The organism is Bradyrhizobium macuxiense, from assembly GCF_007993935.1.
Taxonomy (GTDB): domain Bacteria; phylum Pseudomonadota; class Alphaproteobacteria; order Rhizobiales; family Xanthobacteraceae; genus Bradyrhizobium; species Bradyrhizobium macuxiense_A.
Genome location: NZ_VITY01000012.1, coordinates 65,128 through 88,632 on the forward strand (window position 1 = coordinate 65,128; position 23,505 = coordinate 88,632).

Below are 23,505 nucleotides of genomic sequence, written 5' to 3' on the forward strand. Positions count from 1 at the left end.
AACGGCCCTACGCCCTCACCTCCTGGCGCTGGAACAGCACGTAACCCGCGACGAACAGCACGATGGTGCAGGCGATCAGGCCGACCGTCTGCGGCCAGGCGATCATCACGCTCTGGCCGAACGGCAGCGGGGCACCCATCACCGCACCGCGGATCTGGTCGAGGAACACCGGGCCGAGCGTGCGCGTGGTCGGCGACAGCACCGCCAGCATCGCCTCGCCGAACAGATCATTTGGCGAGAAGCGCTGCAGCAGCTGGGTCCAGATCGCGGTGCCCGGCGTATCGAGACCGAGCGCGGCAAAGCGCGGATCCGGCGGCACGATGGCTTGCGCGATCGCCGGTGCCAGCATCGGCCACAGCACGGTCAGGAACAGCCAGATGCCGAGCGCTACCAATGCCGCGGTCGCCGGCGAGCGGAACACGATCGAGAGCAGCATCGCGAGCGACAGCCAGACCCCGGCATAGAAGATCGCGATCACCAGGAAAGCGAGCGAGCGGGCGATCTCCTCGCCGCCCGGCGGCACGCCGAGGAAGATCAGGCCGAGCCCGATCACCAACAGCCACAGCGCGGTCAGGCTGATCGCGATGGTCGCGAGCCCGGCGAGATATTTGCCGAGCAGCAGCGCATCGCGATAGATCGGCTGCGCCAGGATCCGCGACAGCGTGCGGCGGTTGTGCTCGCTGTTGATCAGGTCGAAGCCGAGCCCGATCGCCATCAGCGGGATCAGGAAGCCGAGGATGGCGACAAAGGACGGCAGCGGCGCCTGGCTCACCGTGAACAGCCGTAGCAGCAGGAACGGATCCTCCGCGGTGTTCTGGCGCAGCGCGGCGATCGCCTCGTAGAGCGCCGCCATCGCCGTGACCACGATCAGAAGCTCGAGCATCAGCATGCGGACGCTCGAGATGTTGTCGGACAGCTCCTTGACGAAGACGGCCCCGACGCCCTGGAATGCTGAACCTTCACGCCGCATCGCGCACGCCTCCTGACGGGGTGGCCTGGAAATAATGGGCGTAGATCGCCTCTAGGCTCGGCTCGTCGACCGAGAGCCGCCGCAGCGCGCCGTTGGCCGCGACCACCGCGCGCGCGGCGTCGGCCCGGACGTCGCGGTCGGCGGTCATACGGAAACGGTCATCGGCGAGCGTCTCGACATTGCCGACGCCCGGGATCGCGGCAAGCCGCCGCGCGATCCCGGCGCCGTCGGCCTCGACCTCGACGACGAAGCCCGCGCCCAGCACCTGGACCGAGAGCTCGGCCACCGAACCCATCATCGCGATCTTCCCGGCGCGGAACAGCGCGACACGGTCGCAGACACGCTGGACCTGGTCGAGCATGTGCGAGGACAGCAGCACGGTGACGCCCTCGGCCTTCAACTCCCTGATCAGGTCGAGGAATTCGATCGTCGCCTGCGGGTCGAGGCCCGAGGTCGGCTCGTCGAGGATCGCGATCTCGGCGCGCTTGACGATAATCTCGGCAAGCCCGAGGCGCTGCCGCATGCCGCGCGAGAAGGTCGCAACACGCTTGTCGGCGACGTCGACGAGACGAACGCGAGTCAGCGCCGCCGCGATCCGCCGCGACCGCTCGGCCATTCCGAGCCCCATCAGCTTGGCGGCGTAGGCCAGGTTCTCCACCGCGGTCAGATGGTCGTAGAAGCCGACGGCGTCGGGCAGATAGCCGACCCGCCGCTTGACCTGCAACGGCTGCCGCGCCGGGTCGAAGCCGAGCACGCCGACCCTGCCGGCCGATATCTCGGTGAGCCCGAGCATCATCAGGATGGTCGTGGTCTTGCCGGCGCCGTTCGGGCCGAGCAGCCCGAACACCTCGCCCTTGGCGATGTCGAAGTTGATGGCGTCGACGACACTGGTCTTGCCGTAGCGCTTGGTGAGATCGCGCGCTGCGATCACGGCCTCCGGCCGTGACGCAGTGCTGGTGTGCTGCTGCTCGCTCATCGCCGTCCGAACCTCGCAACGGCGCCCAGCATCAACAGCAGCGCGACGCCGATCACGCCGGCCCCGGCCATGCCCCAGACGGTGGATGTGCTCACGGTGACGCGGAACTGGCTCGACGCCGTTTCGCCGCGCGAGGTGGCGCGCATCCCGACCTGGTAGTCACCGGCGAGCGACTTGTCGCTCGGCGTCACCAGCGCCTGCACCTCGGTGTCCTTGCCGGGCACCAGCCGTTCGATCTTGGCCGGCTGAAACGTGACCTTCCAGCCGCTCGGCGCCGTCGCGGCGAGCTCGATATTCTCGGCGGGCGCGGTGCCGCTGTTGGTGACGACGACCGGGATCGTGCTCTGCTCGGCGGCGACCGCGCGCGCGCTGAGCAGCCCGTCACGGCCGGAGAGCTGAAGCTGCGGCTGACCGGCGACGTCGAGCGCCACCTCGGTCTGCGCAGTCGCGTCCTCGGCGTTGACCGTGACCTTGACCGGGAAATGCCCGGCATCGATCGCGCTCGGCGGCCGCACCTTGAGCTTGATGTCCTTGGACTGCCCGGCATCGATCGGGATCGAAGACAGTTCCTGGGTGCCATAGGCCTCGGTGAACGAGGTCTCGAAGTTCTGCGGCGCCGCCGCGGCGAAGCTTGCGACCAGGTTGCGGCCGCTGTCGTTCTTGATGGTCAGCGTGTACTCGAAATTCGATTTCGGGCTGCCGCGCAATTCGGGAAGCTTCGACGACACCGTCAGCTTGGCCGGCAGCTCCTTGGCGAGCGCGATCACGATCGGCAGCGTTGCCTCACTGCCCTGCCCTTCGGCCTTCACCGTCAAGGTCTGCTCGGCGAGCGAAGCGTTGGCGGGCACGTCGAGCCGAAGCTGCAACGGCACGCTGGAGTCGGGTGCGGGCATCGCGGCCGCAACCGGCTGGCCGCCGCCGAGCAGCGTCGCGGTCCAGCCGCTCGGCACGCCCTCGACCGAAAGCTTGTAGCGCTGCGGACCGAGATCGTAGTTCTGCAGACGCAGCGAGATGTTGGAGGTGGTGCCGGGCCGGATGGTGACGGCCGGATAGTCCGTCATCATGTAGAGCCCCTTGATGTCGTGAGGCGGCTCTGCGGCAGAGGCTGATGGAATGGCAAGAGAACCAGCAAGGGGAACAGCAAGTCCGAAGGCGACGACAAGGCGCGCAACATCGAGCGCTCGCATGGGCAAACACTCCTGCAAGAAGGGCGGGATTGGTTGATTTGACGCTGCGCGCCGATGAACATCGTGGCAACGGCGCGACCGATCATCGAGCCAATCGTGACGAAATCTCGGCGAGGCAATTACAAATGAGTAATGCACGCGGTTTCGCGCAGGCAACCTTCGTCTACCGACGTTAGTCTAGTTCGTGACGCGATCGCCTTGATGTGCGGATCAGTCGTTGCGACTGTGCGTGCCGCGGCCCGAACGTTGCGGCGCGAAACATGTTCAAAGTCCCTTGATGATCCCCGCGTCGATCAACAGGCGGTTGAAGCGGCGCGCCTCCGCGCCTTCCCTGCAGGAATAGAACGCGCCGTTGCAGCGAAGCATGATCGCCTTCTGCTCCTCGAACGAGGGATCGAGCGGAATGCCCGCGGCTTCCTGAATCACCAGCGGCAGATAGGCGGCGTCGATCGTGTCCATCACCGTCGGGCTCTTCACCGGCTCGAAGTTGACGGCGTCGATCGCGTAATATGTCGCGTAGTAACGCGGATCGTAGTCCATCAGCTTCTTGCCGATGCCGGCCTCGTCGAGCTCGGGGTCGAGCAGCTGCGGCGAGAACTCCGGCTGGTGATCGCCGTAGCGCACGATCAGGAACGGCTGCGCCGGGAACTTCTTCTTCAGCGCCGCGACAAAGCCGGCATAGTCGTTGGCGCTCATCGTCTGCCGGCGCAGATATTCGTCGATCGACGGCGTGTTGCCGGGCCGCTTCCATGCCGGCAGCAGCTCGGGACGGAATTTCGTCTCCCACGGGAAATGATTGGCGGCGAGATAGACGAAGGTGAACAGCGGCGCACTGAGCGTCTTCTGCTCGGCCATCAGCTTCAGCGCCTTGTCGTAGAAGAAGCTGTCGGGCTCGACGTCCTTCGCATGCAGATCATGCGCGTCGTAGAAATGCTGGATGCCGGTCGTGGTCTGAAAGCTGCGCGCACTCATGAAGGCGCCGAACGCCGGATACAGCGACAGCGTGTCGTAGCCGCAGCGGCGCAGCGCCAGCGGCAGGCCGCGCTCGACCCGGCCCGATGCGATGCGGGTGACGAAATAGGCGAACCGGCCGAACGAACGCGACGACAATCCCGCGAGCACGTTGTACTCGGTGAACCAGCTCGGCCCGCCATTGCTCTCGGCGAGGAATTTGCGCTCGACGCCGTCATAGGATTTGAACTGGAGGCCATAGCCGGGCGGCACCTTGACGCCCGGTGCGGTACGGATGTCGAAGCTCGATTCATCGTGGATCATGATGATGTTCGGCCGCCGCCCGGCGGGATGGCAGGCTTCGACCAGCGGCATCTTGAGCTGATCGCTCGCCGAGGGATCCGACTCCATGAAGCCATAGGTGACGAAGTCCGACACCGCCGTGACGCCGGAGCGCGCGAACTTCGAGAGATAGCCGTCGTCGTAGTAGCCGCGCCAGGCTTCATCCGGCCAGGCGAAGGCATAGCCCGAGAGCGCGGCGGTGCAGGCAAGGCAGGCGGCCGCGGCCGGCAGGCGGCGGATACGGAACGGATCGAGCCACCACAGCGCGTACATCAAGGGCAGCGTGACCAGGCCGGCACCGATGATCGACCAGCGCAGGTTCGGAAAGATCGTGAGCAGGAACGCCGCGGTGTCGCGATCGATCACCATCAGGTCGACGAAGTTCGCGGTCATCTGCACCACGTCGTGCTTGAACCGCGACAGCAGCACCAGCACCACGACCAGCGTCAGCGACAGCGCGCCCGACAGCGCCGGCCGGCGCAGCAATGCGATGAACAGGAAGTTCAGAATTCCCCAGGTCAGCAGGAAGCAGAGCCGCGAGCCGAAATCGGTCTCGGTCCGCAACATCAGGATCAACGCGCCGAGATGCGGTCCGGCGACCGCCATCAACCGCCAGACGCCGATCGCGGCAAGACCGCCGGCCAGTGCGGCAATGGAAGAGTTTTGCTGAGGCGCGGGCGCCATGGGCGGGACGCAATACAACCCGGCGCAATGCCACGGCCTTGACTGGCAATGGCCAGGAGGCACACGGCACAGCCGGTGTCTGCGCCGTGTCATAAAATCGTAATTGAATCGTCATGAACGCGCAATGAATTTGCCCGCCCCACCGGCGCAGCACGCCTCAGACCTTGGCCGAAGGCGCGGCGCGGCCGGCGATGCCCGCGATGAAGAGGTCGACGACATCGGCCGCCGTCTGCTCGACCTCCGCTTCGCCGACGCCCCAGCGCGGCATATGGCCGTCGATGTGCATCCGCGCAAAACCATAGACCAGTGCGCGGCCGGCGATCTGGACCTGCTTCAGGTTGCACGCCCCGAGCTGGCCAGCCGAAAATGCCTCCGCCAGTATCCGTTCGGTCAGGCCGATCAACTCGGCATTATCGCTGGAAACCCCGGCCGAGCGGTCGTGGTCGAAGAAGCGGCGGCTGGAGATGATCTCGAAATGGGTCGGGTTCTTCATGGCCCAGCGCAGATAGGCGATCCCGAGGCAGCGGAAGCGGCCGAGCGGATCGCCTGCCGGCGCGTCGGCCAACGCCGCCTCGATCTCGGCGCGGAAGCGGCGCTGCGCCTCCTCGGCCACCGCATTCATCAGAGCATCCCTGCTCGGGAAGTGCCGGAACGGCGCCCCCGGCGAAACCCCGGCGCGGCGGGCGGCCTCGCGCACGCTGACCGCCTCCGGCCCGCCCTCGCCGACCAACTGCATGGCGGCATCGATCAGGACGCGGCGGAGGTCACCATGGTGGTAGGGCTTGGCCGCCGGCGCCCGCGCGGGATGCGGCTTCGCGGAACGGCGTCCGGCAGGCGGGCTTTTGGCGGGGCGGCGCATCTCGCTTTGGCTCTTTGTTTGAGCATCATCTTCTCGGAAAACCGCTGCGCACTTTTCCGGATCATGCTCTAGCATCACCCGCTTGTGAATGTAAGCACCGATTACAACGATTGACTGGGCGCGATTGCGAAATGTAACTGGTGATTACATCAACATCGGGAGGCAGGACATGACGCGGCGAAACTGGTTCGAGGGCTGGCGGCTGTTCGGCCTGCTCACGCTGACCCTGATCGGGCTTTCGATATGGATCGCCGCGATGCGCCAGTTCGAGGTCGAGGGCGTGCGGATGGTGATCCGTTTCACGGCGCGGACCTCGCTGCTGTTGTTCTGCCTCGCCTTCTCCGCCGCAGCGCTGGCGCGGCTCCGGCCGAGCGCCTGGACGCACTGGCAGCGCCGCAATCGCCGTTATCTCGGCGTCACCTTCGCCGCGTCGCACGCCATCCATGCGGTCGCGATCAGCGCGTTCGCGATGCTCGATCCGGCCGGCTTCGCGGCCGCGACCTCACTCGTCTCCTACATCTTCGGCGGCATCGGCTATCTCGTCATCATCGCGCTGGCCGCGACGTCGTTCGACCGCACGGCTGCGCTGCTCGGAGCGCGCGCCGGGCGCAGGCTGCATCTGATCGGCGGCTACTATCTGCTGCTGCAGTTCATGGTCTCGTTCGGCAAGCGGATTCCGGAGATGCCGCTCTACGCGCTGTTTCTCGTGCCGCTCGCCGCGGTGTTCGCGCTCAGGATGATCAGCATGGCGGCGCGGCCCGCACCACGCGAGGCGCAGGCGGGCTGAGATCAGGCCAGCTCACACCAAATGAAACTTGCGGCCAAGCCGGCGGTGAACCGACAGCACTGCGCGATCGACGTCGCTGATCAGGCTGTCGCCGAGGACGACGTTCGGAATCTCCCAGTTGCGCCCGATCTGCGCATCAGGGAGCGCGGCGACTGCCGGCACGCGCGCGGTCTCGCAGCCGGGCTGGGCGCGCAGCGCCTCCTCCGCAAGCTGGGTCAATTCGTCCTGGCTCTTTCCGTCGGTCATGACCGCGGTCCTGACTCCGGAAGATGGCTCACTGATGGCCGAGATTCTCCAGTTCCTTGGCGCGCGCTTCCGTCATGCTGCGCATGCATTCGCCGGCATCGAGCCGGGCAATGGTGCCCTCGCCGAGGTCGTAATACAGGCAGTTGGCGTCACGGTACTGGATCCATAGCCGCTGCGCGGTGCGCAGCTGCTCGCGCTGCTTGTCGCCGGCGGCATCCTTGAACGCCTGCTGATAGGCGGCGTTCATCCGCTTGTCCCACCGCGCGGTCTTGGCCTTGAGGCACTCGACCATCTGGTAGGTGCTGCCGTCGCAGGACTGCGCGGGATCGCCCTGATCGCCGGCATGGGCAACCGGCGCAGTGAACGCGATGACGACGGTTGCAACCAGGACCCCAGGCCTGCATAGGCCTGTCGCGAGAGCCAGTTTCATGCCGCCTTCCTTCACCGATTGATCCTGCAGTCGGACCATACATGAGTGTGGCCGCAATGCATCCCGTTCACGCCAGGCCGCGCCGCGGCTGGCCTTCCCGATCCGCGCGGGATATTTCATATGCGTGGAGGGACCATGCGGCGCACTTTGACGCCTATGATAGTTCTGGCCGTGTTCGGCCTGCTCGTCGGCGGGCTGTTTCGCTATGCCTTCGACGAGTCCAACGAGGCTTCCGTCGCGAACTATGTGCGCAGTGCCTTCGAGGGCGCCGCGATCACCCTCATCGTCTGGGCAACACATCTGTACCTGGCGGCACGTGGCGGCTGGCTGCGGCAGCGGCCGCTCGTTTTCGAGCTGATTGTTCGCTCGGTGATGCTCGCCGTCATCGTTGCGGTGGCTGCGGTTGTGCTGGAGATCGTGCTCTACGGGCATGGACTCGAGGCCAAGTGGATCGGCGACACTTTTCTGAAGATCATCGGCGTCGGCCTGCTGCTGTCGATCCCGGTCACGACGATCTACGAGCTCATCCGGATGATCGGTGGACGTACATTGCTCAGCATCGTGCTTGGACGCTATCGCCAGCCGGTGCGCGAGGAGCGTGTGCTGCTGTTCCTCGACCTGGTCGGTTCAACGATGCTGGCGGAAGCGATGGGCGAGCTGCGCGTGCAGGAGCTGCTGACGCGCTTCTTCTTCGACATCGACGATGCGATCGTGTCGCACGGCGGCGAAGTCCACGCCTATGTCGGCGACGAGGTGATCGTGACCTGGCCGGCCAATGCCGGCGAGCCGTCGCGGCGCTATCTCGACTGCGTGTTCGCGATCGAGGACCATCTTGCCAAGCGGGCCGATCACTATCGCAAGGAGTTCGGCGTGGTGCCCGCATTTCGAGCCGGGATGCACGCCGGTCCCGTCGTCATCGCCGAATGCGGGGACTCGCGGCGGCAGATCGCCTATTTCGGCGACACCGTGAACGTCACGGCCAGGCTGCAGGCGCATTGCAAGGAAGCCGGCCGGCCGCTGCTGGTATCGGGCGAGCTGCTTCGCCTGCTGCCGTCGCAACCGAATTTCGCCATCGAGCCGCTCGGCTCGACGCAGTTGCGCGGGCGCGCCGCAGCGATCGAAACCTTCGCCGTCGCGCGGCGTGCATCGTCCTAAACAATCTGTTAAGGCGCATTCGCCCAGGCCTCCGCCGCGTGGAAAGCGCGAATTGAATCAAGTCCGGTCGCAGCCTGTTAAGGATGCGACGCACACCGTATTTGCACCGGGTTCCACCTTAACGCAGGTGTAAGACCGCGCCCTGCATGGTGCCCGGACAGGTGTCATTCAACAAAAACAAGGTTGCCCATCGATGGCGCAACAGGCGTCACAATCGATAATTGCCGAACTCGAGGATGCGGTCCGGGACGGGACGTCAGCCAAGCGCGTGCAGACGCTGCGGCAGGTCACCGATCTGTTCCTGAACGACGGCGACCGCCTCAACGATGAACAGGTCAAGGTGTTCGACGATGTGCTCTGCCTGCTCGTCGCGCGCGTCGAGACGCGTGCACGGGCCGAGCTCAGCAAGCGGCTCGCCCCGCTCGACTATGCGCCGTTTGACGTGATTCACCATCTTGCCTGGGACGACGATATCGGCGTCGCCGGCGAGGTGCTGACCCACTCCAGCCGCCTCTCAAACGCCGCACTGCGCGAGATTGCCAGCAGCAAGGGCCAGGACCATCTGTTCGCGATCTCGGCGCGGGAGAACCTGCCCGCATTCGTCACCGACGTGATCATCGACCGCGGCGAGGACCGGGTGATCCGGCGCCTCGCCAAGAACGCCGGCGCTGAGTTCTCCGACAATGGCTATTCCACGATCGTCGCGCGCGCCGAAGGCGACGACGAACTGGTCGAGATCCTCGGCCTGCGCATCGACATTCCGGCCAAGCTGCTGCGCGACCTGCTGCAGCGCGCCAAGGATACCGTGCGCGCCCGCCTGCTCGCGATCGCCTCGCCCCGGGCGCGCGAGGAGATCAGCCAGGTGCTGAACGACATCGCCCAGGAAGAGGCCGAGGCCCCACGCCGCAACTACGGCATCGCCGAAGAGCTGGTGAAGCTGATGAAGCAGCTCAACGAGCTCGATGATGTAGCGGTCTACAAGTTCGCCGAGCAAGGCAAGTTCGACGAGGTCACGGTCGCGCTCGCCGTGCTCAACGACATGCCGATCGCGATGATCGAACGCCTGGTACTCGGGCTGCGCTCCGACCTGCTGCTGATCCCGTGCCGCTCGGCAAAGCTGAACTGGCCGACGGTCGAAGCCATCCTGCGCAAGCGGCCGCTGCCGCATGCCATCGACCACGCAACGCTCGAAATCGCGCAGCGCGATTACAGGCGGCTGTCGCTGGAAACCGCACAGCGCACCGTGCGGTTCTGGCAGTTGCACAACCGGATCGAGAAGCAGCCGATGGCGGCGGGTTAATCGCCGCCGGCGTTTTCGCAGCAAAGAAAAAGGGTGGGCAACGCAATTGCCCACCCTTTTTCGTAGGTGCGTAGGGTGGGTTAGCCGAAGGCGTAACCCACCAACTTCGTCACCGCGGAGACAATGGTGGGTTACGCTTCGCTAACCCACCCTACAAAGCCGCGGTTTAGTTCTTGCTCTTGTCGACCAGCGCGCCCTTCTTGATCCAGGGCATCATGTCGCGCAGCTTGGCGCCGACTTCCTCGATCGGGTGCTGGGCGAGCTTGGCGCGGGTCGCCTTGAACGAGGTCTGGTTGACCTTGTTCTCCAGCATCCAGTCGCGGGCGAACTTGCCGCCCTGGATGTCGGCGAGCACGCGCTTCATCTCCGCCTTGGTCTCGGCAGTGACGATGCGCGGACCGGTGACGTACTCGCCGTATTCGGCGGTGTTGGAGATCGAGTAGTTCATGTTGGCGATGCCGCCTTCATAGATCAGGTCGACGATCAGCTTCACTTCGTGCAGGCACTCGAAATAGGCCATCTCGGGCGCGTAGCCGGCCTCGACCAGCGTCTCGTAGCCGCCCTTGATCAGCTCGACCAGGCCGCCGCAGAGCACGACCTGCTCGCCGAACAGGTCGGTCTCGCACTCTTCCTTGAAGGTGGTCTCGATGATGCCGGCGCGGCCACCGCCGATCGCCGAGGCATAGCTGAGGCCGAGGTCATGGGCGTTGCCCGACGAATCCTTGGCGATCGCGATCAGGCAGGGCACGCCGCCGCCGCGCTGATATTCCGAACGCACGGTGTGGCCGGGGCCCTTCGGCGCGATCATCAGCACGTCGAGGTCGGCGCGGGGATCGAGCAGGTTGAAGTGCACGTTGAGGCCGTGGGCGAACACGAGCGCCGCGCCCTTCTTCATGTTGTCGTGCAGGTGCTCGCGATAGATGTCGCCCTGCAGCTCGTCCGGGGTCAGCATCATGACCAGGTCGGCCCATTTGGCGGCCTCGGCGACCTCAAGCACCTTGAAGCCGGCAGCTTCCGCCTTCTTGGCCGAGGCCGAACCCTTGCGCAGCGCGATCGCCACGTCCTTGACGCCGGAATCCTTCAGGTTGAGTGCATGGGCGTGGCCCTGGCTGCCGTAGCCGACGATGGCGACCTTTTTGCCCTTGATCAGGTTCAGGTCGGCATCGCGATCGTAGTAAACTCGCATCGTGGTTTCCTCGTTTGAAGGGGGCCAAAATCGGCCGATGAATCAGGCTTTCGGAAGGTCAGAACCGCCGGGCGCCCGCGAATTTCCGGCGTTGTCTAGAGCATTTTCCCGCTCAGGGGAAACCCTCATCTCGCATGGCGCGGTGCGGCATCATGCGTCCATGAAGACCGGGTAGAGCGAGGCCAAGAGCAGGATGGCCATCACCACGTTGAAGGCACGAATCGCCCGGGGCGAGGTCAGGACCGCCCGCAGCGCGGTGCCGAACAGCGCCCAGACGATGCAGGACACCGTCCCCAGGATCAGGCTGAGGCCGACCTGGATCGCGATGTTCCAGGGGAAGGCGGCAATCGCCGCATAGGCCGTGATGGTGCCGATCACCATCACCCAGCCCTTGGCATTGATCCATTGGAACATGGCCGCGGCCCAGAAGGTCATCGGGCCGCGGCCGGGCCCATCGTCCTTGTCCGCCGAGGGCGGCTCGGCCATGGCGATGACCGCCGCGAGATACACCAGATAGGCGACGCCGCCATATTTCAGAATCGTCTGCAGCACCGGATAGGCGATGAAGACGGCCCCGAGGCCGACGCCGACCGCGCCCACCATGAAGGCGAATCCGACCGTGATGCCGGCGATATGGGGCACCGTGCGGCGGAAGCCGTAGGTCAGCCCCGACGACAGCAGCATGATGTTGTTGGGGCCCGGGGTGAAGAACATCACGACGGCAAACACGACAAAGGCGAACAGCAGCGAGCTCGACATGGTGCCCTCACGCGACTTTCGGCAGCGCTTTTGGACGCTTCGACAGCAGCATCACGGCGATCCCGCCGATCACAGTGACCATTCCGGCGAGCCGCAGCGGTCCGAATGTCTCGCCGAACACGATGCTGGAGGCGGCGGAGCCGACGAACGGCACCAGCAGCGCGAACGGCACCACCTGCGCCGCCGGGTAATCCCGGAGCAGCCGGCCCCACAGCCAGTAGGCGATGCTGGTCGAGACGCCGCCGAGGCAGACCACGCAGGCGAGCCCGGTCAGCGACATGTGGCTCAGCGCCTGCCAGGTCGGCTGCGGCCCGTTGCTGATCAGGGTCAGCACCGCCAGCGGCACCGCGGCCGACAGGCACAGCCAGGCGAACAGGTCGAACATCGGCGCGGCGTGCGCCTGCCGCAGCAGGAGATTGCCGATCGCAAAGCTGATCGGGCAGATCATCAGAATGGCGAAGGCGGCGACGCTGAAGTCATAGCCGACCGTGCCGCAGATCATCAACAGGCCTAGCGCGGCGATCCCGACGCCGATCACCTGTGGCCGCGTCGGCATCTCGCCGAAGGCGATCGCGGCGAACGCGATGGTGAACAACGCCTGGCTCTGCACCACCACGCTGGAAAGCCCGACCGGGACGCCGTGCGCGATCGCGAAGGCCTGCGCGAGGAACTGGCCGAGGAACAGCGTGGAGCTGATCGCGATCAATAGCGGCCAGGGGACATCAGGCTTGCGCAGGAACAGGCAGGGCAACGCGGCGATGGCGAAGCGCAGCGTCGTCATGAGCTCGGGCGAGAACTCATTGAGCGCGATCCTGCTTGCGACGAACGCAAGCCCCCAGATCACCGCAACCATGACGGCGATGCCAACATCGGCCGGCTTCATTGTTTTTCTTCTTTGGTTTCGTTCTGGCTGTGGCGGTGGATCTTTATCTGAGCATGATCCGTTCGGAAAATTTCTGGATCATGCTCTAGATCTGTTCGTCCGGCTTCGGTTTGCGCAGCAGATAGGTGCCGTGCAGCGGCGCATGGTAGTCGGCAGCAACCATCGTGAAGCCGGTCTCGGTCAGCATGCGCTCCATCACCCAGCCGAAGGTCGAGTATTCGTCGCGCATATGGGTCATCACGCTTTCGCGCTCGAAACCGTGGTTCTTGATCGAGAAATCGGCCCAGCCCTCGACGTCGCGATCGACGCCGTCGGGCATGCTGACGAACACCATGTCGCGCAGATAGAAATTCGCGCCGGGCTTCAGCGCGTTGAAGATCCGCGACAGCGCCACCGCCTTCCAGAAGTCCGGCAGATGGTGCAGCGTGAATTCGCTGACGATGAGATCGTAGGAATTCGGCTGATAGGCAAAGGACAAGAGCCCGGCCGGTTGGGTCCGGATCTTGGCCTTGCGGTCGCGCGCATAGATTTCGGCAAGCCCGATCATCGCCGGCGAGATGTCGATCGCGTCGACCTCGGCGCCCATCAGCGCCGCCTCGGTCGCCAGCACGCCGTTGCCGCAACCGATATCGGCGATCCGCCAGCCCGGCTTGACGCCGAGCATGGTCAGCGCCTGGCGGGCACGGACATCGCTGTCCTCGCTGACGTCATAGATCGAGGCAACCGCGGTATCGAGACCGACCTGCCGCCGTTGCGTGTAGTACCAGTCGCGCGCCAACATGACTCACATCCCTTCCGGCCCACGCGTGATCGCGGCCACCCCGGTTCGTGACACCTCGACCAGGCCCAAGGGGCGCATCAGGTCGATGAACTGACTGATCTTGGACGAATTGCCCGTGATCTCGAATACGAAGCTCTCGGTGGTGGCGTCGATCACCCGGGCGCGGAATGCATCCGCCAGCCGCAGCGCCTCGACGCGGTGATCGCCACCGCCCCGCACCTTGACCATCGCGAGCTCGCGCTCGATCGAGCTGCCGGTCAGCGTCATGTCGACGACGCGATAGACCGGGATCATGCGGTCGAGCTGATGCTTGATCTGCTGGATCACCATCGGCGTGCCCGTGGTGACGATCGTGATCCGCGAGAGATGTTTCTGGCTCTCGGTCTCCGAGACGGTGAGACTTTCGATGTTGTAACCGCGGCCGGAGAACAGGCCGATGACGCGCGCGAGCACGCCGGGCTCGTTCTGCACGAGCACGGACAGGGTGTGCGTCTCGTTCGGATCGTGACGCTCTTCGAGGAAGTAGGCGGATGCGGGCTGGTTCATGGTCGTCCCCTTACATTCTGTTCACGCCACCGCCCGCTGGGCGGCCGGCGCAGCATCCGTCCCGATCCAGGTCCGGAACAGATCGAAATCGATATTGCCGCCGCTCAGGATCAAGCCGACCCGCTTGCCGGCGAGCCTGCTCTTTTCCTGCAGCGCAGCCGCAAGCGCCGCGGCACCGGCGCCCTCGGCGAGATTGTGGGTGTCGGTCCAATAGGCGCGGATCGCCTGGCCGACCTCGTCGTCGGTGACCTGCACGATACGGGACGCGCCCTTGCGGATCAGGGCGAACGCGTCCGCGTCCGGAATCCGCGTCGCCATGCCGTCGGCCAGGGTGTTGCTGGTCTCGGTGGTCACGATCTTTCCGGCCGCGAACGACAACGCGTAGGACGGCGCCTCGGTCGACTGCACGCCGACGATCTCGGTCTTCAGGGCGAGCAGGTCGCGCGCCATGATGCAGCCGGAGATGCCGGAGCCCTGCCCGATCGGCACATAGAGAATGTCGAGGTCGAGTGCTGACCGGAACAGCTCGAGCGCGTAGGTCGCAACGCCCAGCACCAGGTCGGTGTGGAACGACGGCACCATGTGCAGGCCGGCGAACTGGGCACGGCGCTCGGCTTCTTCGCGCGCGGCCTGGAAGTCCTCGCCGTGCTCGACAAGCTCGGCGCCGAACGCATGCATCGCGCGGTTCTTCTCGACCGAATTGCCACGCGGCACATAGATCACCGCCGGCACGCCGTGACGCCCCGCGGCAAACGCCAGGCTCTGGCCGTGATTGCCGCGCGTCGCCGAGATGATGCCGGGCACATCGGGCCGCTCACGCTTCAGCCGCTCGAGATAGACGAGGCCGCCGCGCACCTTGAAGGCGCCGGTCGGCGTGTGGTTCTCATGCTTGACCACGACCTCGGTACCGAGCCGCTCAGCCAGCAACGGCCAGGCATACGCCGGCGTCGCCGGCACCGCGGTGCCGACGATCCTGTGCGCGCGCTCGAGTTCGTTCAGATCAAACATGATCCACCTTCACATCACACCAGCGCCTTGCCACCGGAGAAGGCCTTCGCGGTGGCCTCGTCGGTCGCTTCTTCCGGCAGCAGCATCTCGTTGTGCGCCTTGCCCGATGGAATCATCGGGAAGCAGTTCTCCAGCGCGGCGACGCGGCAGTCGAACAGCACCGGGCGCTTGATCGCAATCATCTCCTTGATCGCGCCGTCGAGATCGGACGGCTTGGTCGCCTGCAGGCCGACACAACCGTAGGCGTCGGCGAGCTTGACGAAGTCCGGCAGCGCCTCGGAGTACGAATGCGACAGGCGGTTGCCGTGCAGCAGCTGCTGCCACTGCCGCACCATGCCCATGTACTGGTTGTTCAGGATGAAGATCTTGATCGGCAGCTCGAACTGAACCGCGGTCGACATTTCCTGAATCGTCATCTGCACCGAGGCGTCGCCTGCGATGTCGATCACCAGGCTGTCCGGATGCGCCACCTGCACGCCGACCGCGGCCGGCAGGCCGTAGCCCATGGTGCCGAGGCCGCCCGAGGTCATCCACCGATGCGGCTCCTCGAAGCCGTAGAACTGCGCCGCCCACATCTGGTGCTGACCGACTTCGGTCGTGATGTAGGTGTCCTTGCCGCGGGTCAGCTCGAACAGGCGCTGGATCGCGTATTGCGGCAGGATGATATCGTTGTTCTTGCGGTAGGACAGCGAGTTGCGCGCACGCCATTGCGCGATCTGCTGCCACCACGCCTTGATGTCGGGCTTCTTGGCTTCCGCCTTGAACACCTGCAAGAGGTCGCCGAGCACGTTGCCGCAGTCGCCGATGATCGGCACGTCGACGCGGATGTTCTTGTTGATCGACGACGGGTCGATGTCGATGTGGATCTTCTTCGAGCCCGGCGAGAACGCGTCGGTGCGGCCGGTGATGCGGTCGTCGAAGCGCGCGCCGACGCACAACATGACGTCGCAATCATGCATCGTCATGTTGGCCTCGTAGGTGCCGTGCATGCCGAGCATGCCGAGCCAGTTGGCACCGGACGCTGGATAGGCGCCCAGCCCCATCAGGGTCGAGGTGATCGGGAAGCCGGTCGCCTCCACCAGCTGGCGCAGCAGCTGCGAGGCCTCGGGGCCGGAATTGATCACGCCGCCGCCGGAATAGATCACCGGGCGTTTCGCGTTGGCGAGCATCGCCACCGCCTTGCGGATCTGGGTCGCATCGCCCTTGACGCGCGGCGTATAGGAGATGTGAACGTCCGACTTGCGCGGCGGATGATAGGTGCCGGTGGCGAACTGCACGTCCTTCGGCACGTCGACCAGCACCGGACCGGGGCGGCCGGTGGTGGCGACATAGAAGGCCTCGTGCAGCACCTTGGCGAGGTCGTTGATGTCACGCACCAGCCAGTTGTGCTTGGTGGCGGGCCGCGTGATGCCGACGGTGTCGCATTCCTGGAAGGCGTCGTTGCCGATCAGATGGGTCGGCACCTGGCCGGTGATGCAGACCAGCGGGATCGAATCCATCAGCGCGTCGGTCAGCGGCGTCACCATGTTGGTGGCGCCCGGGCCCGAGGTCACCAGCACCACGCCGGGCTTGCCGGTCGAGCGGGCATAGCCTTCCGCGGCATGGCCGGCGCCCTGCTCGTGGCGGACCAGGATGTGTTCGACCTCGCTCTGCTGGAAAATCTCGTCATAGATCGGAAGCACCGCACCGCCGGGATAGCCGAAGACATGCTGCACGCCGTGATCGATGAGCGCGCGCACGATCATCGCGGCGCCGGTCATCTGATTGGGATCGTGGCTCTTGTCGGTCATGGTTCGCTCCGGATGCGCTTGTTTTTGCGCGGCTTTTGTCGGTTCTCGTCAGTTCGGCTTCGGGCAATAAAAAGGGGCCCCAGAGGCCCCATGCACACCGCCCGAATTTGGATGGCCGCTAGCCATCCCCGGCGGTGTGCCTGGGTACGACGGCGATAAGGAGTTTGGTAATAATGTTGCGCACGAGACGACCCAGTCTTCCCAAAGGTTGCGCGAACATAGCGGCCAAAGCCTGAATGTCAAGGCAAGGCAAGCACTTTCGCGATTTCCGTACTCTACCGGGGTTCCGCTCGTTCGGCGAGTGTTTTTGCGCAGGCGAACGCGCATGGCTGACGGGCGTGCGGCACCCGGAGACCCTCCTGTAGCCCGGATGGAGCGAAGCGAAATCCGGGGCCAGCGTCTCCGCGGAGCTGACGTCCCCGGATTGCGCTGCGCTCCATCCGGGCTACCGGACTACGGAATCCGGCTCTCCAGCCATCCCTTCGCCGCCTCCGGCTCGACCCATTCGAATTCCGGAAGCTGGTGGCGAAACCAGGTGAACTGGCGCTTGGCATAATGGCGGGTGTCGGCGCGGCCGATCTCGGCGGCTTCCTCCCGGCTGATCTCCCCCTTGAGGTGCCGGATCAGCACCGGCACGCCATGGGCCTTCATCGCCGGCAGCAGCGGATCGAGCCGGCGCGTTGCCAGCGCGGCAACCTCGTCGAGCGCGCCGGCATCGAGCATCGCGCCGAACCGGGCGTCGATGTGCGCATAGAGTTTCTCCCGGTCAGGCGCGAGAAACAGCGCGTGGAATTCGCTCCGAGGCAGCAGCGGCGGCAGGCCGTCGCGATGCCAGTCCGGCAGCGGGCGGCCAGTGGCCTCGACGACCTCGAGCGCGCGCGCGATCCGGGTGCGGTCCCGCGGCTTCAGCCGCTCGGCCGACACCGGATCGCGCTGCGCCAGTTCGGCATGCAGCGCCTCGACGCCGCGCTGCTCCAGCCTTGCACGGACAGCGTCGCGCACATCAGGGGGGATCGGCGGCACCGCCGAGAGGCCGCGCGTCAGTGCCTTGAAATAGAGGCCCGAGCCGCCGATGAAGATCGGCAACTGTCTCCGCGCACGCGCCTCGCCGAGCACCCTCGCCGCGTCAGTCACCCAGGCGCCGGCGGAGAAATTCACGCCGGCGTCGACATGGCCGTAGAGCCGATGCGGAACCAGCGCCTCCTCGGCGGCGGTCGGCCGCGCAGTGATGATCCGGAGGTCGCGATAGACCTGCATGGAATCGGTGTTGATCACGACCCCGCCGGTGCGCTGCGCAAGCGCGAGCGCCAGCGCCGACTTGCCGCTGGCGGTCGGCCCTGCGATAAGCACTGCCTTGTCCAACAATCCCGAATGCGCCTGCATGTCCCTCGTTGCCACGCTGATCTGCAATCCTGCAAGCCCCGCGCTCGACTCCACCATCGTCGACGGCGCGCGGGCCGTGCTGCCATCACCCGGCCCGGCGCAGTGGCTGTTCAACGAGGTCGCCGTCGACATTCCCTTTGAACGCCAGGACGCCAGCAGGGATGACATCAAGGCGATCGAAGAGCGCCTGCGCCAGGCCCGCGGCGACCTGCCGATCGACATCGTCGTGCAGCCTCGGATCGGCCGGCGCAAGAAGCTTTTTCTGGCCGACATGGATTCGACCATGATCGGCCAGGAGTGCATCGACGAACTCGCCGACTTCGCCGGGCTGAAGGCCCATGTCGCCGCCATCACCGAGCGCGCGATGCGCGGCGAGATCGAGTTCGAGTCTGCGCTGCGCGAACGCGTGGCGCTGCTCAAGGGCCTGCCGGTCGGCGTCGTCGACGAGGTGCTGGACAAGCGCATCACGCTGACGCCGGGCGGCCGCGAGCTGGTCATGACCATGCGCGCGCAGGGCGCCTATACCTGCCTGATCTCGGGCGGCTTCACCCTGTTCACCAAGGTGGTCGCCGAGAAGGTCGGCTTCCAGGAGAACCGCGCCAACCAGTTGCAGGTCGAGAACGGCAAGCTGACCGGCGAAGTTGTCGAGCCGATCCTCGGCCGCGCCACCAAGCTCGCCACCCTGATCGAGCTGACTGAGTCCTTCGATCTCGACGACATCGACACGCTGGTGGTGGGCGACGGCGCCAACGACCTCGGCATGATCCAGGCCGCAGGTCTCGGGGTTGCGTATCACGCCAAGCCAGCGGTCGCAGCCGCAGCCGCGGTCCGGATCGACCACGGTGACCTCACCGCGCTGTTGTACGCGCAGGGTTATCGGCGGGACGAGTTCGTGGCGGGATAAACTCGCTTGTCGTCCCCGCGAAAGCGGGGACCCATACTCCGTGGCGAATGTGGTCACGGGGACTCGTCGTTCGACGATCGCGCAACAATGACCATCTGTGGTTATGGGTCCCTGCGTTCGCAGGGACGACGATGAGGATGGTTCGCAATTCAAGACGTCAAGCAACACGGCGGCGGCGCCCGCTTCGCGGGGGATGATGCCAGTGAGGATGAGGCGTCAGCGTGCTGCTACTGCACGCCGAGCGCCACAAACCGCAGTTCGCCGTCGCCGTTGGAGACCAGCAGCAGCACGGACTTCTTGCCGTCCTTCTTGAGCTGGTCGACGCGCTTCTTGATGTCGGCGGCGCTGGACACCGCCTCCTGCGCCACCTCGACGATGACGTCGCCGGCCGACAGCCGCTTCTCGGCGGCATCGGAGGCGTTGTCGACACCGGTGACGACGACGCCCTTCACGCTGTCCTTGATCTTGTACTTGGTGCGCAAATCCTTGCTCAGCGCCGCGAGGTCAAGGCCGAGCGCCTTCTGGGTCACCGGCTTCTCGGCGGTGTCGTCCTTGGGCTTGGCGTTGGCCTGCTGAACCTTGTCATTGTCCTCGAGCCGGCCGAGCGTAACCTTGCGGGTCTCCTCATTGCCCTTGCGGATGATGACGACGTCGACTTCCTTGCCGACCGCGGTGTCGGCGACGATGCGCGACAGATCCTTGGGGTCCTTGACGTCCTTGCCGTCGAACTTGACGACGACGTCGCCGGGCTCGATGCCCGCCGGCTTGGCCGGGCCCTTGTCGTCGATGCCGGCAACCAGAGCGCCGCGCGCCGGCTTGATGTTGAGGCTGTCGGCGATCTCGTCGGTGACCTGCTGGATGCGCACGCCGAGCCAGCCGCGGCGCAGCTCGCCGAACTTCTGCAACTGGTCGACGACGCCGGCGACCGTCTTCGACGGCACGGCGAAACCGAGGCCGATCGAGCCGCCGGTCGGGGAGATGATCAGCGTGTTGACGCCGATCACCTCGCCATCGAGGTTGAACAGCGGACCGCCGGAATTGCCGCGGTTGATGGCGGCGTCGGTCTGGATGTAGCTGTCATACGGGCCCTGGCTGATGTCGCGGTTCTTGGCCGAGACGATGCCCGCGGTCACCGTGCCGCCGAGGCTGAACGGATTGCCGATCGCGACCACCCAGTCGCCGAGGCGGATCTTGTCGCTGTCGCCGAACTTGACCGCGGTGAGCGGCTTCGGCGGCTTGAACTTCAACACCGCGAGGTCGGTCTTCTTGTCGACGCCGACCACCTCGGCCTTGATCTTGGTGCCGTCGTTGAGGATGACGTTGATCTCGTCGGCGTCGGCGATGACGTGGTTGTTGGTGACGACGATACCCGCGGTGTCGACGATGAAGCCCGAGCCGAGCGAGTTGGTCTTGCGCGGCTGGAACTCGCCGCCCTTCTCACCACCCTTGCCGCCCGGCCCGCGGCGGTTCTTGAAGAAGTCGTCGAAGAATTCCTCGAACGGCGAACCCGGCGGCAGCTGCGGCATGGCGCCGCCCTTGTTGGCCTCGATCGTCTGCGAGGTCGAGATGTTGACGACGGCGTCGATCACCTTCTCGGCGATGTCGGCGATGCCCTCGGGGCCGCGCGCGAACGCCGGCACGGAGCTCAGCATGCTCGCAGCACCGATCGAGATCGCAGCTCCCATCATGCGGAGGCGACGGCTCAGGGCTGGTCTGGCAGCGATCATGTCGGAGTTTCTCCAGGCAAACGGGTTCAAATTAGCTTGGTCGCAGTGTGCGCCCGAGGTCGCAGGTAGCGTCCGTGGTGGCAGAGTGCGCCCGAACGGGCATTTGGCGCAAGCATCTCACCCGGGCATTTCGGCGAAAAACCGGCTGGCGAAGGCTCACGATTGTGTTCAGTCTTGTTTGTCATTCCGGGATGGTCCGAAGGACCAGACCCGGAATCTCGAGGTTCCCCGGTGCGCAATTGCGCACCTGAGGTTCATGCTTCGCATGCCCCGGAACGACAATCTAGCTCAGCGGCGCACCGCCCAGATCAGGACAAGCCCCGCGACCGCCGAACCGATGCCGACGATGCGCAGGATGTTGTCGGGCGTCGCCAGCGCGCTCTTCATTGCCCGGCGCATCCAGGCGGGGCTCGCCGCGAACAGGATGCCCTCGAGCACGAACAGGATTCCCAGACCGATGAGGAAGTCGCCGAACGCTATTGACCTCATCGGATGGCAACCTCCCGCTCGATGATTGTTGTTCTTCAAGTGACGGCGGCGCGTTGTCCGCGCCGCCGTGTCGTGAATTTACTGTTTCGGCGCAGCCGCCGCCTCAGGCGGCTTGCCGCTTGCACTGCCGAAGTATTTGAAGAATTCCGAGTCCGGCCGCAACAGGAAACGCGTGTCGCTGGACTTGAGGCCGTTCTCATAGGCCGTCATCGAGCGGTAGAACGCGAAGAAATCCTTGTCCTTGCCATAGGCTTCGGCGAACAGGCGGTTACGCTCGGCGTCGCCCGCACCGCGGGTCTGATCCGCGGCGGAGTTCGCCTCGGCGACGATCACGGTTGCTTCGCGATCGGCCTTGGAGCGGATCTCCAGCGCCTTCTGGTCGCCCTGCGCACGGAACTCGGCCGCCTCGCGCTCGCGTTCGGTCTTCATCCGGTTGTAGACCGCCTGGCTGTTCTGCTCCGGCAGGTCGGCGCGGCGGATCCTGACGTCGACGACCTCGATGCCGTAGCCGTCGGCCTCCTTGTCGAGCTGCTCGCGAATCCGCGACATCAGCTTCTCGCGATCGTCACGCACCACCGTGATGAAGTTGACCTCGCCGAGCACGCGGCGCAATGCCGCGTTGAGCAGCGTGGTCAGTTGCAAGTTGGCCGCCTGGATCGAGCCGACGCTGGTGTAGTAGCGCAGCGCATTCTTGATGCGATAACGCGCGAAGGCGTCGACCACGAGCCGCTTCTGGTCGGAAGCGATCACTTCCTGCGACGGGTTCTCCAGATCGAGGATGCGCTTGTCGACATTGATCACTGAATTCCACGGCGCCTTGAAGTGCAGACCGGGCTCGGTGACGATGTCGACCGGCTCGCCGAACCGCAGGACGATGGTCTGCTCGGTCTGCTGCACGGTGAACACCGAGCTGTAGCCGACGGCAAGAACGATGAAGAGAACGATCAGGGACAGAATGCCGGTGACAGGGGACCTCATCGGGTGGCTCCCTGCTGCTGGCCGGTGGTGGCCGGCGCTGCCGTCGGCGGGCGCCGCGGCGTCAGTTCGCCGAGCGGAAGGTAGGGCACGATGTTCTGGCCCTGGCCGTCGAAAACGAGCTTCTCGGAGCCGCCGAGCACGCGTTCCATGGTCTCCAGATAGATGCGCTCGCGCGTCACGTCGGGTGCCTTCTTGTACTCTTCATAAACCTTGAGGAAGCGCGCGCTCTGGCCCTTGGCCTCGGCGACCGCCTGCTCCTTGTAGCCCTCGGCGGCCTGCTGGATCTGCGCGGCACGCCCGCGTGCTCCCGGCACGATGCTGTTGGCGTAGGTCTGCGCCTCGTTCTGCTTGCGCTCGAGGTCGGCGCGCGCCGCCTGCACGTCGCGGAACGCGTCGATCACCTGCGCCGGCGGATCGACCTTCTGCATCTGCACCTGGGTGATCTGGATGCCCGCATTGTAGGTGTCGAGCGTCCTCTGCATCAGCTCCTGCACGTTCTGCTCGGTGACGTTGCGCGCCCCGGTCAGGATCGGCTGGATCTGCGAGCGGCCGATCACCTCGCGCATCGCGCTTTCGGCGACCGCCTTCACGGTGCCCTCGGGATTCTGGATGTTGAACAGATAGGCGCCGGCCCCGCCCGGCTTGATGCGCCACAACACGGTGAAGTCGACGTCGACGATGTTTTCGTCGCCGGTCAGCATCAGGCTCTCTTCCGGCACGTCGCGCATCGAGCGGCCGCGCCGCGCGGGATCGTCGATCAGGGTCATGCCGATCGAGATCGTGTTCACGCGCAGCGCCTTCGGCAGCAGCACCGTCTCGATCGGATATGGCAGGTGATAGCGCAGGCCAGGCTGCGCGTCGCGGTCATACTTGCCGAAGCGCAGAACGACGCCGAGCTCTTCGGACTGGACGCGGAAGATTCCGGTCGCGAACCAGATCGCGAGCGCGGCGACCAGCACCAGCGCGATGCCCATGCCGCTGAAATGCCCGCCGGGCAGCCACTGCTGCAGCCGGTCCTGGCCGCGCCGCAGCAGATCCTCAAGATCCGGCGGCCTTGGCCCGGCCGACTGCGGACCGGTGCCCCATGGTCCTTTCGGACCCGAGCCCCATGGCCCCCCGCCTTGATTTTTCCACGGCATCAAACATCTCCTCGGCAAGTCCGGACGGGACGCCCGGGCTCGAAT

24 protein-coding genes are annotated in these 23,505 nt (G+C 65.5%); 5 read left to right on the forward strand and 19 right to left on the reverse strand.

Features of this window, described 5'->3' with window-relative positions; translation table 11 throughout:
* Nucleotides 1-7: 7 nt before the first annotated feature.
* Genes FBZ93_RS28370 through FBZ93_RS28380 form a run of 3 tightly spaced genes read right to left on the reverse strand, consistent with a single transcriptional unit; the run spans nt 8 to nt 3,133 of the window.
* On the reverse strand, nt 8-970 hold the full coding sequence (locus FBZ93_RS28370; protein ID WP_146990515.1) for an ABC transporter permease: 963 nt from the start codon (nt 968-970) through the stop codon (nt 8-10).
* Complete coding sequence (locus tag FBZ93_RS28375) at nt 960-1,946, reverse strand: ABC transporter ATP-binding protein (protein WP_146990517.1); 987 nt, start codon at nt 1,944-1,946, stop codon at nt 960-962. Before FBZ93_RS28375 ends, FBZ93_RS28370 begins: the two co-directional genes overlap by 11 nt.
* Entirely contained in the window at nt 1,943-3,133 is a 1,191-nt protein-coding gene (locus FBZ93_RS28380) for a COG1470 family protein (RefSeq protein WP_146990518.1), read from the reverse strand. The genes FBZ93_RS28375 and FBZ93_RS28380 overlap by 4 nt, the downstream gene beginning before the upstream one ends.
* A gap of 29 nt (nt 3,134-3,162) precedes the next feature.
* On the opposite strand from FBZ93_RS28380, the gene FBZ93_RS40800 reads away from it, so the two are divergent.
* The gene (locus FBZ93_RS40800; protein WP_167529250.1) at nt 3,163-3,309 is read left to right on the forward strand and encodes a hypothetical protein; all 147 of its coding nucleotides are present in this window, start codon (nt 3,163-3,165) and stop codon (nt 3,307-3,309) included.
* Nucleotides 3,310-3,397: 88 nt separating this feature from the next.
* Here FBZ93_RS40800 and FBZ93_RS28385 read toward each other — a convergent pair whose 3' ends face one another.
* Both FBZ93_RS28385 and FBZ93_RS28390 read right to left on the reverse strand, forming a co-directional pair.
* On the reverse strand, nt 3,398-5,110 hold the full coding sequence (locus tag FBZ93_RS28385; protein WP_146990520.1) for a sulfatase-like hydrolase/transferase: 1,713 nt from the start codon (nt 5,108-5,110) through the stop codon (nt 3,398-3,400).
* A 157-nt stretch (nt 5,111-5,267) separates the two neighbouring features.
* Nucleotides 5,268-5,969 carry a TetR/AcrR family transcriptional regulator gene (locus tag FBZ93_RS28390; protein WP_146990522.1) on the reverse strand — a complete coding sequence of 234 codons (702 nt, stop codon included), beginning with the start codon at nt 5,967-5,969 and terminating at the stop codon, nt 5,268-5,270.
* A gap of 169 nt (nt 5,970-6,138) precedes the next feature.
* On the opposite strand from FBZ93_RS28390, the gene FBZ93_RS28395 reads away from it, so the two are divergent.
* Complete coding sequence (locus FBZ93_RS28395; RefSeq protein ID WP_146990524.1) at nt 6,139-6,756, forward strand: hypothetical protein; 618 nt, start codon at nt 6,139-6,141, stop codon at nt 6,754-6,756.
* A gap of 12 nt (nt 6,757-6,768) precedes the next feature.
* Here the strand turns inward: FBZ93_RS28395 and FBZ93_RS28400 are convergent, their stop codons facing one another.
* Both FBZ93_RS28400 and FBZ93_RS28405 read right to left on the reverse strand, forming a co-directional pair.
* A complete protein-coding gene (locus FBZ93_RS28400; protein WP_050401946.1) occupies nt 6,769-7,002 on the reverse strand; it encodes a hypothetical protein in 234 nt (77 codons plus the stop codon).
* 28 nt (nt 7,003-7,030) lie between these two features.
* Nucleotides 7,031-7,432 (reverse strand): lysozyme inhibitor LprI family protein, encoded by a 402-nt coding sequence (locus FBZ93_RS28405; RefSeq protein WP_246667687.1) that lies wholly within the window; start codon nt 7,430-7,432, stop codon nt 7,031-7,033.
* Nucleotides 7,433-7,567: 135 nt separating this feature from the next.
* Between FBZ93_RS28405 and FBZ93_RS28410 the strand changes: the two genes are divergently transcribed.
* Both FBZ93_RS28410 and FBZ93_RS28415 read left to right on the forward strand, forming a co-directional pair.
* Entirely contained in the window at nt 7,568-8,587 is a 1,020-nt protein-coding gene (locus tag FBZ93_RS28410) for an adenylate/guanylate cyclase domain-containing protein (protein WP_146990526.1), read from the forward strand.
* Nucleotides 8,588-8,780: 193 nt separating this feature from the next.
* Nucleotides 8,781-9,887 carry a DUF2336 domain-containing protein gene (locus FBZ93_RS28415; protein ID WP_146990528.1) on the forward strand — a complete coding sequence of 369 codons (1,107 nt, stop codon included), beginning with the start codon at nt 8,781-8,783 and terminating at the stop codon, nt 9,885-9,887.
* A 166-nt stretch (nt 9,888-10,053) separates the two neighbouring features.
* On the opposite strand, the gene ilvC is transcribed toward FBZ93_RS28415, so the two are convergent.
* The 8 genes from ilvC to miaA all read right to left on the reverse strand — a co-directional run bounded on the left by ilvC (nt 10,054) and on the right by miaA (nt 18,223).
* On the reverse strand, nt 10,054-11,073 hold the full coding sequence (gene ilvC, locus FBZ93_RS28420) for a ketol-acid reductoisomerase (RefSeq protein ID WP_146990530.1): 1,020 nt from the start codon (nt 11,071-11,073) through the stop codon (nt 10,054-10,056).
* Nucleotides 11,074-11,223: 150 nt separating this feature from the next.
* Nucleotides 11,224-11,832: a LysE family translocator gene (locus FBZ93_RS28425; protein WP_146990532.1), complete on the reverse strand. Its 609-nt coding sequence runs from the start codon at nt 11,830-11,832 to the stop codon at nt 11,224-11,226.
* Between the two features lie 7 nt (nt 11,833-11,839).
* A complete protein-coding gene (locus FBZ93_RS28430; RefSeq protein ID WP_146990533.1) occupies nt 11,840-12,715 on the reverse strand; it encodes an EamA family transporter in 876 nt (291 codons plus the stop codon).
* 85 nt (nt 12,716-12,800) lie between these two features.
* Complete coding sequence (locus FBZ93_RS28435) at nt 12,801-13,496, reverse strand: class I SAM-dependent methyltransferase (protein ID WP_050421094.1); 696 nt, start codon at nt 13,494-13,496, stop codon at nt 12,801-12,803.
* A 3-nt stretch (nt 13,497-13,499) separates the two neighbouring features.
* Nucleotides 13,500-14,042 (reverse strand): acetolactate synthase small subunit, encoded by a 543-nt coding sequence (gene ilvN / locus FBZ93_RS28440; RefSeq protein WP_016841057.1) that lies wholly within the window; start codon nt 14,040-14,042, stop codon nt 13,500-13,502.
* 21 nt (nt 14,043-14,063) lie between these two features.
* The gene (locus FBZ93_RS28445) at nt 14,064-15,050 is read right to left on the reverse strand and encodes a threonine dehydratase (RefSeq protein WP_146990535.1); all 987 of its coding nucleotides are present in this window, start codon (nt 15,048-15,050) and stop codon (nt 14,064-14,066) included.
* 14 nt (nt 15,051-15,064) lie between these two features.
* Nucleotides 15,065-16,840, reverse strand: a complete 1,776-nt coding sequence (locus tag FBZ93_RS28450) for an acetolactate synthase 3 large subunit (RefSeq protein WP_146990537.1) — start codon at nt 16,838-16,840, stop codon at nt 15,065-15,067.
* A gap of 453 nt (nt 16,841-17,293) precedes the next feature.
* Nucleotides 17,294-18,223, reverse strand: coding sequence for a tRNA (adenosine(37)-N6)-dimethylallyltransferase MiaA (gene miaA, locus FBZ93_RS28455; protein ID WP_146990883.1), 930 nt, complete (start codon nt 18,221-18,223; stop codon nt 17,294-17,296).
* On the opposite strand from miaA, the gene serB reads away from it, so the two are divergent.
* Entirely contained in the window at nt 18,222-19,127 is a 906-nt protein-coding gene (gene serB, locus FBZ93_RS28460) for a phosphoserine phosphatase SerB (protein ID WP_146990538.1), read from the forward strand. The genes miaA and serB overlap by 2 nt on opposite strands.
* 227 nt (nt 19,128-19,354) lie before the next feature.
* Here serB and FBZ93_RS28465 read toward each other — a convergent pair whose 3' ends face one another.
* The 4 genes from FBZ93_RS28465 to hflK all read right to left on the reverse strand — a co-directional run bounded on the left by FBZ93_RS28465 (nt 19,355) and on the right by hflK (nt 23,460).
* Entirely contained in the window at nt 19,355-20,854 is a 1,500-nt protein-coding gene (locus FBZ93_RS28465) for a Do family serine endopeptidase (protein WP_208764075.1), read from the reverse strand.
* 288 nt (nt 20,855-21,142) lie between these two features.
* Nucleotides 21,143-21,343: a DUF2065 domain-containing protein gene (locus FBZ93_RS28470; RefSeq protein WP_050421088.1), complete on the reverse strand. Its 201-nt coding sequence runs from the start codon at nt 21,341-21,343 to the stop codon at nt 21,143-21,145.
* A 78-nt stretch (nt 21,344-21,421) separates the two neighbouring features.
* Nucleotides 21,422-22,321, reverse strand: a complete 900-nt coding sequence (hflC, locus tag FBZ93_RS28475; protein ID WP_146990541.1) for a protease modulator HflC — start codon at nt 22,319-22,321, stop codon at nt 21,422-21,424.
* Nucleotides 22,318-23,460: an FtsH protease activity modulator HflK gene (gene hflK / locus FBZ93_RS28480; RefSeq protein ID WP_146990543.1), complete on the reverse strand. Its 1,143-nt coding sequence runs from the start codon at nt 23,458-23,460 to the stop codon at nt 22,318-22,320. The genes hflC and hflK overlap by 4 nt, the downstream gene beginning before the upstream one ends.
* Nucleotides 23,461-23,505: the final 45 nt, after the last annotated feature.

Excerpts from the sequence above, each read along its gene's own strand:
- ilvC (WP_146990530.1), bottom strand. The coding sequence starts at position 11,073 with ATGCGAGTTTACTACGATCGCGATGCCGACCTGAACCTGATCAAGGGC.
- miaA (WP_146990883.1), bottom strand. The coding sequence starts at position 18,223 with ATGCAGGCGCATTCGGGATTGTTGGACAAGGCAGTGCTTATCGCAGGG.
- ilvN (WP_016841057.1), bottom strand. The coding sequence starts at position 14,042 with ATGAACCAGCCCGCATCCGCCTACTTCCTCGAAGAGCGTCACGATCCG.
- FBZ93_RS28380 (WP_146990518.1), bottom strand. The coding sequence starts at position 3,133 with ATGCGAGCGCTCGATGTTGCGCGCCTTGTCGTCGCCTTCGGACTTGCT.
- FBZ93_RS28465 (WP_208764075.1), bottom strand. The coding sequence starts at position 20,854 with ATGATCGCTGCCAGACCAGCCCTGAGCCGTCGCCTCCGCATGATGGGA.
- FBZ93_RS28445 (WP_146990535.1), bottom strand. The coding sequence starts at position 15,050 with ATGTTTGATCTGAACGAACTCGAGCGCGCGCACAGGATCGTCGGCACC.
- FBZ93_RS28425 (WP_146990532.1), bottom strand. The coding sequence starts at position 11,832 with ATGTCGAGCTCGCTGCTGTTCGCCTTTGTCGTGTTTGCCGTCGTGATG.
- serB (WP_146990538.1), top strand. The coding sequence starts at position 18,222 with ATGTCCCTCGTTGCCACGCTGATCTGCAATCCTGCAAGCCCCGCGCTC.
- FBZ93_RS28435 (WP_050421094.1), bottom strand. The coding sequence starts at position 13,496 with ATGTTGGCGCGCGACTGGTACTACACGCAACGGCGGCAGGTCGGTCTC.
- FBZ93_RS28385 (WP_146990520.1), bottom strand. The coding sequence starts at position 5,110 with ATGGCGCCCGCGCCTCAGCAAAACTCTTCCATTGCCGCACTGGCCGGC.
- FBZ93_RS28430 (WP_146990533.1), bottom strand. The coding sequence starts at position 12,715 with ATGAAGCCGGCCGATGTTGGCATCGCCGTCATGGTTGCGGTGATCTGG.
- FBZ93_RS28375 (WP_146990517.1), bottom strand. The coding sequence starts at position 1,946 with ATGAGCGAGCAGCAGCACACCAGCACTGCGTCACGGCCGGAGGCCGTG.
- FBZ93_RS28450 (WP_146990537.1), bottom strand. The coding sequence starts at position 16,840 with ATGACCGACAAGAGCCACGATCCCAATCAGATGACCGGCGCCGCGATG.
- FBZ93_RS28410 (WP_146990526.1), top strand. The coding sequence starts at position 7,568 with ATGCGGCGCACTTTGACGCCTATGATAGTTCTGGCCGTGTTCGGCCTG.
- FBZ93_RS28395 (WP_146990524.1), top strand. The coding sequence starts at position 6,139 with ATGACGCGGCGAAACTGGTTCGAGGGCTGGCGGCTGTTCGGCCTGCTC.
- hflC (WP_146990541.1), bottom strand. The coding sequence starts at position 22,321 with ATGAGGTCCCCTGTCACCGGCATTCTGTCCCTGATCGTTCTCTTCATC.
- hflK (WP_146990543.1), bottom strand. The coding sequence starts at position 23,460 with ATGCCGTGGAAAAATCAAGGCGGGGGGCCATGGGGCTCGGGTCCGAAA.
- FBZ93_RS28405 (WP_246667687.1), bottom strand. The coding sequence starts at position 7,432 with ATGAAACTGGCTCTCGCGACAGGCCTATGCAGGCCTGGGGTCCTGGTT.
- FBZ93_RS28390 (WP_146990522.1), bottom strand. The coding sequence starts at position 5,969 with ATGCGCCGCCCCGCCAAAAGCCCGCCTGCCGGACGCCGTTCCGCGAAG.
- FBZ93_RS28415 (WP_146990528.1), top strand. The coding sequence starts at position 8,781 with ATGGCGCAACAGGCGTCACAATCGATAATTGCCGAACTCGAGGATGCG.
- FBZ93_RS28370 (WP_146990515.1), bottom strand. The coding sequence starts at position 970 with ATGCGGCGTGAAGGTTCAGCATTCCAGGGCGTCGGGGCCGTCTTCGTC.
- FBZ93_RS28470 (WP_050421088.1), bottom strand. The coding sequence starts at position 21,343 with ATGAGGTCAATAGCGTTCGGCGACTTCCTCATCGGTCTGGGAATCCTG.
- FBZ93_RS28400 (WP_050401946.1), bottom strand. The coding sequence starts at position 7,002 with ATGACCGACGGAAAGAGCCAGGACGAATTGACCCAGCTTGCGGAGGAG.